This window comes from Sabulibacter ruber (assembly GCF_017355955.1).
GTDB lineage: Bacteria > Bacteroidota > Bacteroidia > Cytophagales > Hymenobacteraceae > Nibribacter > Nibribacter ruber_A.
This window is the reverse complement of the sequence record NZ_JAFFID010000001.1, coordinates 1,538,713-1,552,891: the sequence shown is the minus strand read 5'-3', so window position 1 is coordinate 1,552,891 and position 14,179 is coordinate 1,538,713. Positions and strand designations below refer to the sequence as shown.

The window sequence follows — 14,179 nt, the reverse complement described above, 5'->3', positions numbered from 1 at the left end:
TCTGGAAGGTTAATTAACTTCTATGGTGCCCAGGGCGCGCTGCACGTCCAGTTTGCTGGAAAGGACGTTGTAAAGGGCGTTGTAATAATTGATTTGCGCGGTGCGGAGGTCGGTTTCGGCCACAATCAGGTCCACGTAGGCCTTGATGCCCTCGTTGTACTGCAGCCTGATCACGTTATAGACATCCTGGGCCAGCTCCAGATTGTTTTGCAGCGTGAGCCAGTCGTTGTAATCGCTCTTGTAGTTGGCCAGGGCGGTTTCAAACTCGGTGTTGATGCGGCGCTGGATGTTGACCAGATCAATGTTCAGGCGATCTTCGCGCAGCTTGGAAATGCGCACGTTCTGCAGTCTGCGGCCACCCTGGAAAATAGGAACGCTCACCTGCAGACCTACCTGCGAGGTGGGGTACGCCGTGCTGTACAGGTCAGACACCGTGGAGCTGAAGAAAAGCGGGTTATAGTTTGCGTACGCCGAGGCCGTAGGCAGGAAGCCGTACTGGTAATACCGGGTGTTCAGCACCTGGATCTGCCGCTGCGTCTGAAGCTGTTGGTACTCTACCCGGTTTGTGAACGTTACCTGTTGTGTGGTGTCAATCAGGATGTTCTGCTGCATCTGGGCATAGTCATAGGCCAGCTGGATGTTAGAATTCACCGGCAAGCCCATCAACTCCTTCAACAGCGCGGTTCTGGCGGTGATGTTTTCCTGCGCCCGTTTGCGGTCTGCCCTGATGCTGGCCAGGGTAATGCTGGCGCGCTGGTAATCGGTTTTGTCTACCAGACCCTGCTCATACTGGGCGCGGGCATCGCGGTACTGCTTTTCCTGGCGGGCGATGTTCTCGTCCAGAATCCGGAGTTGCTCCTGGGTTAACAGCACGTTGAAGAACGCCTTGCTCACATCTACCACTGTGTTGATCTTGGTGGCCTGGGTGTTCTGATCCAGTGACAACCGCGTGAACCGCGCGGCTCTGGAGGCCAGCAGCAGGTCATTGCTGTAAATGGTTTGGTTGGCCTGGAACAGAATGTTGGAGGTGTATTTCTGCCCGATGGTGATCACCTGGTCACCAAACACGCTGCGCTGGCGCTGGATGTTGTGCGCCGCCGCAAACTGCGCCGACACCTGCGGGAGCCAGCCAGACAACTGCGCCCGGATCTGCCGTTCGCCAATTTCCTCATCTAATTGGGCTTGTTGCACTTCGGCCTGGTTCTGGAGCGCGTACTGTACGCATTGTTGCAGGGTGAGGGTGCCGTTGACGGGCGGGGTTTCACCGCTGCCTTGTGCCATGGCCCCCAAAGGTACCAGCAGGTACCCCAGGATCACTGACACGAGAAGCTTAACTCTCTTCATTGGGAATTTGTGTTACAGGTATTGAACAGGGGATATTAATTTGACTTGACGCCGTCCCAAACCATTTGGGCCAATTGCTGCAGTTCTTCATCAGTGAGGGTAACCCGGTCTAACAAGTGTACCTTGGCGGCAGAATGCGCGCTGCTATGGATCATGATGCACATGAGGCGCTGGTTCATGGGGCGAAGGATTCCTCTCTCCACACCAGACGCAATGAACTGGAACACTTCTTTCTGGAAGCGTTCGTCCTGCTCTTTGGAAAAACGGTTGTAATACGGCGAATTCACGAACTGCTCCATGAAGAAGAGCACATCCGGATTCTGGATATAGAACTTGCACCGGCTGATCCAGTAATTGAAGAACTGGGCCTTGTAGTCCATGCCCTCGTGGCTGTTTGCCAGGATGGCGTCCAGCAGGCGGTGTTGGGTATAGGTGTACAGTTCCATGATGAGCGTATCTTTGCTGTCAAAGTAATGGTAGATGGTGCCGGCCGCTACGCCCGCTTTTTTGGCTACCTGGCTCATGGGCGTGCCATGGAAGCCATTCTCCTTGATCAGCTTTAAGGTGCTCTCCAGAATTGCTTTTTTCTTGTCTGCAATAATCTCCAACTCTTATCTTTTCTTTCTATTGAACGTTCATTCGGTCGCGCAAAGTAAAGGAGATCCGGCAAGACAATCCAAGGTTTTATATGTTCCATTCAATCTCTGGCTAAAAGTGGACAGACTGAATTGAAGGTTACGGTCTGTAAAACAGGAAGTTATGCTGAAAATAGGAGGGTGGTTTCTCTTGGGAAACCAGTTAAAGTTTTGAAATTGAGAAAGTTGGAGGAGGAAAGGGCTGGTGCTGTCAGAGAAGAACGCAGAAAAATTGTACCTGTTTTTCTCTGCCGCGGGAGGTGAAAAGTCTGCCACAAAGCAAAAAGCGCCAATTCTGTCTCTCCAAAAGAGAACCAGAACAGCGCTTGTTGCCTGCGTTTTAAGGATAATTTCTGAAAAACAGCCGCTAAACCGGTACCAGCTGGTCTTTTCTGTCTTGCTCCAGAATGTGCTGCACAATCTTCTCGGCGTGGTCGCGGGAGTTCTCAATGAACCACAGGTGCGTATCCATGCCGCCGCAGACCACGCCCGCCAGGTACAGACCGGGCTGGTTGGTTTCCATGGTCTGGGTGTTGTGCTGCGGATACAACTTATCATCCGGTGACAACTCCACCCCAAACTTGCGCAGCAGGTCAAAGTTGGGTTTATAGCCGGTAAGCGCCAGCACAAAGTCGTTCTCAATGGTGATAGGGCCATCAGGGGTGTTGATATCCACCTCGCCCGGCCGAATGGCGGTGATACAGGAATTGAAGTGCGCCTTAATGCTGCCTTCCTTAATGCGGTTCTCAATATCTGGGCGTACCCAGTACTTCACCCGGCGGCCAATCTCGGGGCCACGCACCACCATGGTCACCTCGGCACCTTTGCGGTAGGTTTCCAGGGCGGCATCTACGGAGGAATTGCTGGCACCCACCACCACTACCTTCTGCAGGGCGTAGTAATGCGGGTCTTTGTAGTAATGCGTTACGTGCGGCAGTTCTTCGCCGGGAATGTCCATGAGGGCCGGTAAATCATAAAAGCCGGTAGACACAATCACTTTGCGGGCCAGGTAGGTGCCTTTGGCGGTCTGTACGGTAAACCGGTCATCGGTTTTCTGCACAGAGAGTACCTCTTCAAAGAGGCGCACGTGGAGGTTGAACTTGAGCGTGACGCGGCGGTAATACTCCAGGGCCTCGTTGCGCCGGGGCTTGGGGTTATCTGAGATAAAAGGAACGCCGCCAATCTCCAGTTTCTCCGAGGTAGAGAAAAAGGTCATGGTCACGGGGTAATTATAAAGCGAGTTCACCAGGGCGCCTTTGTCAATGATCACGTAAGAGAGACCCGCTTTCTGGGCTTCAATACCGCAGGTCAGCCCAATGGGGCCCGCCCCAATTACCAAAATGTCAACTTCTGAAGGAGTACGCATGCCGTAAAGGTAAGGAGTGATTTTTGAATGAGTGAATGTGTGCTTGAGCGAATGAGCAAATGAAGGGTTTACGAGGCTGGCCTCACCATAGTAACTGATGCGTTGCCGGTGAAATTGGCTACGGTACTTACGCAAATAATTGTTTTAGGCTTACTTACTGAAATTCAGGCTTAAAACGTCAAGAACCGGCCCGATGTTCTTTCCACGCCTGATCCTGTTTCCTTCAACTTACGTTAAGGGGCTGGTATGTACGTACCGTTTTAGGCCTGTTTTGGTGAAACCGGCTTTAAAACAAAGAGGCATGAGGAAAGGGAATCCCAACAGAGGAAAGCCAATACCTGCCAGGAACTTGTTATTTTTAACCAGTCATTCACACAATCACGCATTCACTCATTTAAGAATGAACAGGAAGGTTCGGGAGTTACAAGCTTTTTTTTACAGTCAGAACTTCTCTGATGGCATCCGCATCACCATTGGGGTGCTGTTGCCGGCTTTGCTGTTCTCCTACCTTGGCCAGTTGCAGACGGGCATCACCATCTCCCTGGGAGCCCTGGGCACCAGCCTCGCCGATTCGCCCGGACCAGCGGTGCACCGGCGCAACGGCATGTTGGTGTGCATTGGCGTGTGTACGCTGGCGGCAGTGGTGACCGGGTTTGCGCACATGCATGTGGTTACCCTGGGGTTGGAGATCTTCTTGTTTTCTTTTCTTTTCTCCATGCTGCAGGTATACGGCATGCGGGCCTCGCTCATTGGCCTGGCGGGGTTGCTGGTCATGATCCTGTCCATGGACCGGCCAATGGAGCCCCTTCAGGTTCTGGTGCACAGTCTGCTGGTGATGGCGGGCGGTATCTGGTATCTGCTCCTGAGCCTGCTGTCGTTCAAGATCATGCCGTACCGGGCGGCGCAACAGGCGCTGGGCGAATGCATACTGGAAATTGCCCGCTTCATCCGGATCAAAGCCTCTTTTTACCGCCATCAGCCCGATCTTACGGGAGAGTACCGCAAACTGGTGTCACAGCAGATTCTGGTGAGCGAGAAACAGGATGCCGTACGCGAGATTCTCTTCAAAACCCGCCAGATTGTGCAGGAATCCACCGATACGGGCCGCCGCCTGGTGATGACCTTCGTGGATCTGGTAGACCTCTATGAGCAGGTGACCGCCATCCACTATGACTATGCCACCATCCAGGAGAAGTTTGGCCATACCGGTATTCTGGGCCAGATTGCCACTCTGATTGAGAGCCTGGCCGATGAACTGGACAACATCGGGTTTGCCATGCAGGCCAACCTGAAACATGCCAACCAGATCAACTTTCAGGAGAAGACAGAGCAGCTCAAGAAAGACATTGATGCGCTGAGCGGGCAACTGGAGGAAACCAGTACGCTGGTTTTGAAGAAGATTCTGGTGAACATCAGGACCATTTCGCAGCGGCTTTCCGATATTCTGTCTTACTACAACGCAGATGCCACCCGTACCGCCATTCAGCGCCACACCAAAGAATACGGCCTGTTTGTCAACCGGCAGAACTACTCGCCCCGGCTTTTTCTGGATAACCTCACGTTCAATTCTTCCATTTTCCGGTTCTCTCTGCGGGTAGCCCTGGTGTCGTTGTTCGCGTACGCCCTCACCAAGCTGTACCCGTACGGGCAGCACAGTTACTGGGTATTGCTTACGGTGGTGGTCATCCTGAAACCGGCGTTCAGCCTCACCAAGCAGCGGAACAAGGAACGCATCATTGGAACGGTGGTAGGCGGAGCCATTGGGTTGCTCATCTTGTATCTGGTGCGCAACGAGACGGTGCAGTTTCTGTTCATGCTGCTGTTCATGGCTAGTTTCTACAGTGTGCAGCGCATCAACTACGTGCTCAGTGTCACGCTCATGACTCCTTTCATGCTCATTCTGTTCAGTTTCCTGGGCGGCGGAAGCCTGGCCATTGTGGAGGAACGGGTGGTGGATACCCTGGTGGGCTGCGCCATTGCGTTTGCGGCTACCTATTTTGTGTTTCCAAACTGGGAATCAAAGCAGGTGAGAACGTTTGCGAAGGATGTGCTGGCGGCTAACCTCAGGTATCTTCAGGTACTGGCCGGTGGGCTGGCCGGGAAAGCCATCACCGAGGTGCAGTACAAACTGGCCCGCAAAGAGGTGTATGTGAAATCGGCGAACCTATCGGCGGCGTTCCAGCGCATGGCTGCCGAGCCTAAGAGTAAGCAATTGAACAGCCAGCAGGTGTATGAATTTGTGGTGCTTAACCACGTGCTTTCTTCTTTCATTGCCAACGTGGTGTCTGAGCGGATGGCCGGCGGGAGCCAGGTTTGTTCCAGGGCTTTCCTCAAACCCATCCGGCGAGCGCAGATTTCCCTGTCAGAAGCCATCCGGCTCATTGATCCCGCGTACCAGGTGCCCGAAGCTGACCTGGAGAAGCCCGAAACCCCGGCCGAGACGGCGGCTACCCTTACCGGAGAAGATCAGTTACTGAACGAGCAGCTGGAGTTCATCCGGAAAATGTGCGCCGATATCCAGAAACTGACCACCGAGATCCTGGAAGTGAAAGTAAAACCCAGCCCCTCAGAGAAGACGCAAACCGCAGTTTCAAATTCGTAGCTACGGACCCATAAAGCAGGGGCTTCATTTCCCGCATGTTTTCCTGAAAAGAGCTTAGAAACAGAAACCCGGTTTGGAGGTGTAACAGAAAATCTATATTTATGTAGCTACATTAAATGTAGCTTTTGAAATCCAACCCGGGAAGAGGACATTCCGTACTCCCCACCTTAAGTTAAAATTCTGTTTAACCCCTACATACCCCTATGGCAACTATCAAATGGGTTCTTGACCCGATGCACAGCGAAGTACAGTTCAAAGTGAAGCACCTCATGATCACCACGGTAACTGGTTATTTCCAGAGCTTCAACGTGGAAGTGGAAACCGAAAGCGATGATTTCTCTACGGCTTCCAGCGTGGTGTTCACCGCCGATGTCAACTCCATCAACACCAACAACGAGCAGCGCGACACGCACCTGAAATCCCCGGATTTCTTTGAGGCCGAAACCCACGCCGAAATCAGATTTGTGGGCAACCGCTACGAGAAAACCGGCGAAGACTCCGCCCTGTTACACGGCGACCTTACCATCAAAGGCACTACCAAACCCGTGACCGTGAACGTAGAATTTGGCGGCATTGTGGTAGACCCTTACAGCCAGACCAAAGCCGGTTTCACGGTTAACGGTAAGATCAGCCGCAAAGAGTTTGGCCTGACCTGGAACGCCGTAACCGAGGCCGGCAGCGTGGTAGTGAGCGATGACATCCGTCTGAACGCTGAAATCCAGTTAGTGAAGCAAGCCTAAGTTTGCCCACGTCTTCAAAAACAAAGCGGGAGCCGATGTATCGGCTCCCGCTTTGTTTTTGGGGTATTTTCTGATAATTGAGTTAAAAACGGAGTATAAGGTTTAGGAACTAGAGCGCTTGCCGCACCCAGGTATACCCCAAAACGGCCACATAAAAAGCCCCCAATAAGGTGTCGCCGAGGGCAAGGCCCAGAATAGTACAAACCACGGCCGCCAAGCCTAGTACGGCTATGCCTACGGTGATCCAGGTAGATTTCTGCCGGGTTTTCCGGTTGGCTAGCTGCAAGGTGCCGGCCACCGGAAAGAGCAGACCCAACAGCACCGCACCCAGTGAAAAAGCCTCTTTCAGCGGAAGGGTCATCCCTACGACTAGTGAGGTAATTCCGCCCAGAAACAAGACCAGAAACAGGTTAGACCCGTTGATTTCTTCCTTGTTCAGGGCCTGTCTGCCGTAGGAGTTGAAACGGAGCAGCGTATTGAAGATCAAATCTGAAAACCAGGTGAAAAACACCAGCATCAGGTAAAAGGGCAGGAGCAGCGGCATCACCCGCACCAGCAGAATCATGCCAATGTACAGGCCCCAGCGCGCGCCGTTTCCAATAGAAGTAACCTTGTAGCTGAACTGCAGAAAGGCGCGGTAGATCCAGTATTTGGCTTTGAGCGCTTCCACCAGTCCCTCCCGGGCGAACTCAGAGGTGGGGTCCAGCCGCAGGGCCTCCTGGAAGTGCTGCAAGGCCGGTTTATGCTTGTTCTGCTCCAGGTACACCCAGCCTTGGTTTGTGTGCGTCTCAGAGTTATCAGGGGCCTGCTGAAAAGCATGGGTAAAGGTTTCAGAAGCCAGGTTCTTCTCACCCAGGCGATTGAGGGCACGGGCCTGCAGGTTCAGACAGTTCACGTTCTCGGGCTCCACGGCCAGGCCTTCGCGGGCTAACTCCAGGGCTTTCTGCCATTTGCCTTGCGTGAAATAAATGTTGCCCAGCAAGTGGTAATATGTAGCCTCATACGGGTCCAGGTCCAGCGCTTCCCGGATGGCGGCTTCGCTTTCTTTTGTCTGACCTTCCTCAAAATAGATGGCGCTCAGGATATAGTGGGCGAAGGCAAGATCCGGCTCCTCCGCAATGGCTAGCTGGGCTTCTTTTAGGGCTTCTTTCGCTTTCTTTTGGTTGATCAGGCACAGGGCCAGGTACGCGTGGTTCAGGCCATGGTGGATGTCCTCTGACAAGGCCCTTCTCAGTTCTTTTTCGGCCAGGTTGTATTTTCCCTGCTCAATGAGCAGTAACGCCCGGCTTTGGTTGATGGCTTCCATGTTGTTATTTCTTAATGCCTAAATACTCCAGAATTTCATCGTACAGTCCGTTTTCGTTGGAGTACAAGGCGTAATTACGGGCCGTGCTGAACCACTCTTTGGTAGAGGGCCGCACCTGGTCCAGGGCTTTGGTCAGATCATTCTGCTCAATGGGCAACGCAACGCCCTTTTTCATTGACTCGCGCAGTTTCATCTCCACCGCTACGTCTACCACGGCCTTTAGATCAGCGCCGGAGAATTCTTTCGCCTTCTTGGCCAGGGCCTCGGTGTTGATCTTGTGGGTGGGTTTGTCTTGCAGAAGCACATCCAGAATGGCCTGACGGGCTTTCTGATCAGGCGGCGTCACGAACACAATGCGGTCAAAGCGGCCCGGCCGGCGGAACGCTGAGTCCATGTTCCAGGGCGTGTTGGTGGCGGCCAGAATCAGAACCCCTTCGTTAGAGTATTCCACGCCATCCAGCTCTGACAGGAACTGGTTGATGAGGTGGCGACCGCCGCTTTTGCGCATATCGGTACGGGAGGCACCCAGGGCATCTACCTCGTCAAAAAACAGCACACAAGGCGCCTGGGAGCGGGCCAGTTCAAAGACCTGGTGCAGGTTTTTCTCTGAATTGCCAATCCACATATCCAGGATGTCATTGATGCCCACCGAAATAAAGGAAGCGTTCACCTCGCCGGCCGTGGCGCGGGCCAGCAGGGTTTTTCCGCAGCCAGGAGGGCCGTACATGAGAATACCGCCGCCTATTTTCTTGCCGTAGGCTTTGTAGAGATCCGCGTGCTTCAGGGGGTGGATGATCTTCATCTCAATCTCCTCCTTCACCTTCTCCATGCCGCCCACGTCCTGGAACTTGATGGTGGGCTTCTCAATGTGGCTGTTTATGCCTTGGTCCGGAGCCTGGGTGGGTACCTTGAAATCAAATTCTGATAAGCCGGGGTGGGCCTGTTCAGTGATCTCCTTCTCCAACTCAGCGTCCTGCGCGGTGGGGTCTTGCTGCGTAGCCAGCATGTACCGCTCCAGCGCCTCGGTGGGTTCCTGGGTGGCTAGCAAAAGACGGGCGTGCAACAGGTTAACTTCGGCGGGGTTGTAATCTGTGGTGTGCAACTCTTCTACCACTACAAAGGCCGCCGAGTATTTGCCGCGCTTAAAGTAGGCCTCGGCCAGAAGTAGTTTCAGGCTATTGTCCTGAGGCGCGTGCTGCAAACCAAGGAGTAACTGTGCCTCGGCTTCTTCCAGACGGTTAAGGCTGGTGTAAATAGAAGCAATATGTTTGCGCAAAGGCACGTTGTCTGGGGAAAATCTAAGTGCTTCCAGCAGTCCTTGCAGGGCCGCTTCTTCCGATGGGTTCATGCGTGAAATTCTGTTATCTCTCCTTGAAGGTACAAGAAAAATTTCATCGCTGAGAAGGGTTCAGAGTAAGAAATTTCAAAGGGAACGATTTTTGTTAACCAGAGGAAGATTGACTTCTGATTGGCTAAAGGCATGGAAGAGAGGAAGAAACACGTAGAATAAATATGTGGGAAATACTATAATATAAATATTCTATTATTAACTTTAATTTTATAGATAACTCTGTAGAGTGCCTTTCGTATAGCAGAATTCAACAGGAGATTAGAGTCAGAAGAGAGAGTATAGCGTCTATGGCAATGACTAATACGTTTGGTATGGAGATCATCCCCGAGAATGAGACAGATCGGGTTCAAAAATTACATGATTACCAGATTTTAGAGATAGATACGGAAGGACCTTTCAGGCACATAGCCGCACTGGCGGCCCATGTGTTCAAGGTACCTATTTCCCTGGTATCTTTTGTGGACAAGGATAAAGTATGGTTTAAAGGGAACGTGGGCATGGAAGGCGAAAGCGGCGCAGACAGGGGCATGAGTCTGTGTTCATTGGCTATTCTCAGGAACGAGGCCACCGTTTTCACCGATACCCTGAAAGAACCTTGCCTTCTGAACAATCCGTTGGTGGCAGGGCAGTTTGGGCTACGGTTTTACGCGGCAGTTCCCTTAACCACCTACGATGGTTATAACCTGGGCTCGGTCTGCATTTTAGACAAGGAACCCCGTGAGTTCTCAAAGGATGACCAGATTACCTTAGAATACATGGCCAAACTGGTCATGGATGAACTGGAGCTTTGGAAATGCCGGCTGTACACCCAGAAAAACAAAGGGGCACTGGCATAAGAAACATATACTGTTAATGAACAGAAGGCCTGGGGCAAAAATGCCTCAGGCCTTCTGTCTTTTGCATGCCGGGAGCCCTTTGGGTTATTTTCAGCCTCCTTTTAGAAATGACTTCTCTATCCCTCTGCTTTTCAGGAAATAAACTCTGGAAGACGCTTTGTTTTACCAGGCAGATTATTATATTTTTGTTCGCCTTTGGGCTAAACTTTCTCAATTGGCCCGTCGTTATTTTTAAGAGCTAATGATTACATCCATGGAAAATGCCCTCGCCATTGCCAACTTCTTTATCAAAAAGTCGTTTGACACCGGCGAACCCGTAACCAATATGAAACTGGTGAAACTGGTTTACATTGCGCACGGGTGGTATTTGGCTTTGGCTGGTGAACCGCTACTAAGCGAACCGGTAGAAGCGTGGAAATACGGGCCCGTGGTTCCTTCCGTTTACTACAGCTTCAAAGATTTTGGCGGCGAGCCCATCAGGCAAATGGCCCCGGGGCCTAATCCTGGCGAGAGTGCACCCGTAGCCCTGACCCATACCGAACTGGTACCGTTCCTGGAAAAGATCTGGGAAGTGTATGGGCGGTATACCGGAGTAGATCTATCTGCCATGACCCACCAGGATAACACACCCTGGAAGATGGTGTGGGACACGCAAGGAAAGCATAACAACAACGTCATTATCCCTAACAACCTTATCAAGGAGTATTATCAGAAGCTAGTAAACGCTCCGCATGCAGCCCAATCAGCCTAGTAACCCCTCAGACCTTGATCTTAATGCCATAAAGGCTTCCCCGTTACCGCAGGTTGGGTTAAGAAAAGCCAAAGAAGAAGATGAGTGGTTTGCCAGAGACCGCCGCACCCGGGAGCACCACCGCGAACAAGGGGCCAGAACCATTATCCATTGGGCTATTCAAGGGAATATCATAGTAGCGGGCATTGTGATTGCTATCTGTATTGGGGTACGGGGCTTCCACCTCATAGCCTCTGAAGAGTGGAAGTGGCTGCAAAATGAACAGATTCAACTGCTGGACAACCTTGCCAAATACGCCGGTTCCGGGGCCGTAGGAAGTTTGCTTACCCGCTACCTTACCAGGAACATAGAGAACGGGCCAGGGCCTTTGTAGGCAGAGTTGGTTTCCTTACGGTGGGAGAAGAGAAGCTTAGTCCAGCAACTCGCCTACGTGCTTGCGGATGTTGGCGCAGATCTGGTCCAGCGGCAAATCATTATCATCAGAGCCGAAGGGGTTCTCAATTTCCTCGGCTATCAATTCCAGGCTGGCCATGGCGTACAAGACCAGCATCACCATCGGAATCACATAATAGCCCATGCTGAAAGCCCACCCAAACGGCAGCGTCATGACATAAAAGAAGATGAATTTCTTGATGAAGACGCTGTAGGTGAAGGGGATAGGCGTATTCTTGATGCGCTCACTGGCGCCGGTCACCTCGGTCAGGTTCCTGATTTCCTGGTCCAGAATCATCAGCTGCCCCGCAGAGAGGGCCCCGGTTTGGTGCAGGTCATTTACTTTTGAAAAGATAGCGTTGGCGATTTGGTTTGGGAGGTGTTTTTCCGTTTTCAGGTCCAAAACAGAATCTAGTTCCTGGTAGTCTTCGTTCTCGCGCAGGTGGTTCTTCAGGGCAAAAGCGAAGTTGGGAATCATCTGGCGGAAATAGAGTTTGTCTTCCGGCTCTTGGAGGCAGGCCTGCAGTTTCAGGGCCAAATTGCGGGAACAGTTGGTAAGACTGCCCCATACTTTGCGGCCTTCCCACCAGCGGTCATACGCCGTATTGGTCCTGAACACCAACAAAAGGGAAATCACAAACCCCAGCACGCTGTGCATCAACCCCACATTTTTAAGGTGGTTTGCCGCTTCTTCCTGCAGATAGTTTAGCTCCAGGTACGTTACCAACCCAGAATAAACCCCAACCGCAAATAAAAGCGGCAGTAACTGCCGGAAGGTGTCTGATCTGGAGAAGCGAAAAATGAAGACAAACCAGTCTTTGGGATTGTAATTGATCATAGGAGAGGAGCGCTGCAGCGGTTAAAAAGGGCCCGCGCTGCTGTAAAGGTGCCTCAAATATAAAGGTTTTAGCTTGGCTTCCTGTTTTCTGTTGATGGCTGCAGGAAGTTACTGAGGGTAAGCTACAAGCACTATTTTAGCTCCGTTTTCCTGAAAACTGCCCCAAAACATCGCAGCCTGTTGGCTACTCCACTAAAATCAGTTGGTCCTGCCCAAAATGTAGGACAGGACCAACCGGAAGTAAGAAAAGGATCAGATGACTTAGAAGCCTAACCCAAGGGCAAAGCTTACCGGAGTCTGAGAAAGGGTAGAAACCAGGGTAGCGCTACCGGTACTCAGGTTGATGCGGTAGATGCCGGACTGTCCGCCGGTTTGCAGGAGAGCCAACGCGGTGCCGCTTACGCCTCCAATGTCAAACCCGTTATTGGGGCCGGTTGCTACTCCCAGGCTGCCAATGAACACCTGGGTTCCGGCATTAGGCGGGTTCTGCAGGTAAAGACCATCGGTGTTGTAATCAATGTTATACAGCGCGGTGGTGGTGGCCCCGGCGAAGTTATTGGTATAGGCGCTGGCGTCTACCGCTGGGCTACCCGGGTTGAGCATCACGTCTGCCATGGCTACCGTGCCGGTGTTCGGGTTCAGGCGCAGGTTCTGGCCGGTATTGCTCACTACGCGAATTCTGTCTACGGTAGGATTGAAATCAAACCCGAAATACTCCCCGGACAAGGCAGGGGTGAACGGCGTACCTACGGGGCTAGCGGCACCCGATGCCAGGTTCACGGTATACAGTTGGCTGGTGCTGCCCAGCGCGTACAGTTGTGAAGTAGCCGGACGCATGTCTATGCCCAACACTCGTTCACCGGGTTTAAGGCCAGTAATGGCTTTAGAGACCACCATGGAAGCATTGTACGGATTGAAGATGAGCAGATTGTTGCTGGCATCTACTCCATAGGCTACCGGGTTGGTAGGAATGGCAATGCCCAGAAGGGTACGGGCTGTTTTGCCCAGGTTCATGGCTTTGCCGGTGGTCAGGTCAATGCTGTAGAAACGGTATTTGTTTCCGTTGGAAGCCTCTTTCTGGTTCTCGCTTCCGCCGCCCCGCCCGAACAGGACGGCAAGGGCCAGCGAGTTATCAGGGGCTATGTCAAAGCCTCCTTCTCCCACCGCCTGCACGTTCAGGCGACCAACTTCCACCAGCGTACCGGCGTTAGGCGGATTCTGAATATACAGCTTATCGCTTTTTACATCTATGTCATAGAGGGTAGTAGAAGAAGCGCCTGCCATGCTGTTGGTATAGGCCACCGCCACCACATCTGGGTCGCCGGGGTTCAGGGCTCCGTCTGTGGCTGCTACAGCTCCCGTTTCTGGGTTAAGTCTGAGGTTTTGGTTTTTATCCGTCACCAGCCGGATGCGGTCTACCGTAGGGTTGAAATCAAACCCTACCTTCGTGCCGTCTATGGCCGGCGAGAAAGGCATGGTGCCCACCTGGGTAGCTCTTCCGGTGTTTTGGTTGATCACGTACAGGTAACTCTGGTTGCTCACCCCGTAGAGCTGCCCGGTAGCCGGCCGAAAGTCAATGGCCAGGAGTTTTTCACCACTTCTCAGGCCTGTGATATTCACTGCTCCTGCTTCCTGTACCTTGCCACTAGTGGTATACTTCACCAGTTGGTTATTGTCTGTGAGGGCGTAAAAGGTCACATCACGTTGCACCACTGCGTCTAAGCTAGACGTAGCGTTGAGATGGTCTTTAGATTCCAGTACGTCTTCTGAACAGGACGTTAGAAGACTAGAAAGGCAGAACAGGCCCGAAACCCATACTTGAAAGCGATAATTCTTTTTCATATTTCATAGGTTTATGTGGTTGAATGACAGAACCTACGACCTGGAATTACCACCGGATTTTACATGGGCAACGAAATTTTCGCTGCAATTTTCCTTCAGTTAGAGAGAAGTAGAGCTTTCAGGGATGAACAGAAGT

Annotated in this window: 12 protein-coding genes; 5 read left to right on the top strand and 7 right to left on the bottom strand. The window is 52.2% G+C overall.

The annotated features are described in order from the left end of the window. Positions 1–9 precede the first annotated feature (9 nt). The 3 genes from JT719_RS06325 to JT719_RS06315 all read right to left on the bottom strand — a co-directional run bounded on the left by JT719_RS06325 (position 10) and on the right by JT719_RS06315 (position 3,345). Entirely contained in the window at positions 10–1,344 is a 1,335-nt protein-coding gene (locus JT719_RS06325; RefSeq protein WP_207431736.1) for a TolC family protein, read from the bottom strand. 35 nt (positions 1,345–1,379) lie between these two features. Continuing rightward, a complete protein-coding gene (locus JT719_RS06320; RefSeq protein WP_207431735.1) occupies positions 1,380–1,952 on the bottom strand; it encodes a TetR/AcrR family transcriptional regulator in 573 nt (190 codons plus the stop codon). Between the two features lie 394 nt (positions 1,953–2,346). Beyond that, positions 2,347–3,345 (bottom strand): YpdA family putative bacillithiol disulfide reductase, encoded by a 999-nt coding sequence (locus JT719_RS06315; RefSeq protein ID WP_207431734.1) that lies wholly within the window; start codon positions 3,343–3,345, stop codon positions 2,347–2,349. Positions 3,346–3,745: 400 nt separating this feature from the next. On the opposite strand from JT719_RS06315, the gene JT719_RS06310 reads away from it, so the two are divergent. Both JT719_RS06310 and JT719_RS06305 read left to right on the top strand, forming a co-directional pair. After that, positions 3,746–5,947: an FUSC family membrane protein gene (locus JT719_RS06310; protein WP_207431733.1), complete on the top strand. Its 2,202-nt coding sequence runs from the start codon at positions 3,746–3,748 to the stop codon at positions 5,945–5,947. 203 nt (positions 5,948–6,150) lie between these two features. Continuing rightward, the gene (locus tag JT719_RS06305) at positions 6,151–6,687 is read left to right on the top strand and encodes a YceI family protein (RefSeq protein ID WP_207431732.1); all 537 of its coding nucleotides are present in this window, start codon (positions 6,151–6,153) and stop codon (positions 6,685–6,687) included. Positions 6,688–6,796: 109 nt separating this feature from the next. Here the strand turns inward: JT719_RS06305 and JT719_RS06300 are convergent, their stop codons facing one another. Further along, complete coding sequence (locus JT719_RS06300) at positions 6,797–7,993, bottom strand: tetratricopeptide repeat protein (RefSeq protein ID WP_207431730.1); 1,197 nt, start codon at positions 7,991–7,993, stop codon at positions 6,797–6,799. A 4-nt stretch (positions 7,994–7,997) separates the two neighbouring features. After that, positions 7,998–9,341: an ATP-binding protein gene (locus JT719_RS06295; RefSeq protein ID WP_207431727.1), complete on the bottom strand. Its 1,344-nt coding sequence runs from the start codon at positions 9,339–9,341 to the stop codon at positions 7,998–8,000. A gap of 296 nt (positions 9,342–9,637) precedes the next feature. Here JT719_RS06295 and JT719_RS06290 point away from each other — a divergent pair, with 296 nt between their 5' ends. From JT719_RS06290 to JT719_RS06280, 3 genes are all read left to right on the top strand, one after another. Further along, the gene (locus JT719_RS06290; RefSeq protein WP_207431718.1) at positions 9,638–10,180 is read left to right on the top strand and encodes a GAF domain-containing protein; all 543 of its coding nucleotides are present in this window, start codon (positions 9,638–9,640) and stop codon (positions 10,178–10,180) included. Between the two features lie 253 nt (positions 10,181–10,433). Further along, a complete protein-coding gene (locus JT719_RS06285; RefSeq protein ID WP_207431717.1) occupies positions 10,434–10,931 on the top strand; it encodes a Panacea domain-containing protein in 498 nt (165 codons plus the stop codon). Beyond that, positions 10,912–11,304 (top strand): hypothetical protein, encoded by a 393-nt coding sequence (locus JT719_RS06280; protein ID WP_207431715.1) that lies wholly within the window; start codon positions 10,912–10,914, stop codon positions 11,302–11,304. The genes JT719_RS06285 and JT719_RS06280 overlap by 20 nt, the downstream gene beginning before the upstream one ends. A gap of 36 nt (positions 11,305–11,340) precedes the next feature. On the opposite strand, the gene JT719_RS06275 is transcribed toward JT719_RS06280, so the two are convergent. Both JT719_RS06275 and JT719_RS06270 read right to left on the bottom strand, forming a co-directional pair. Beyond that, entirely contained in the window at positions 11,341–12,201 is an 861-nt protein-coding gene (locus JT719_RS06275) for a bestrophin family protein (RefSeq protein ID WP_207431713.1), read from the bottom strand. Positions 12,202–12,462: 261 nt separating this feature from the next. Next, positions 12,463–14,043, bottom strand: coding sequence for a DUF4394 domain-containing protein (locus JT719_RS06270; RefSeq protein WP_207431707.1), 1,581 nt, complete (start codon positions 14,041–14,043; stop codon positions 12,463–12,465). Positions 14,044–14,179 lie beyond the last annotated feature (136 nt).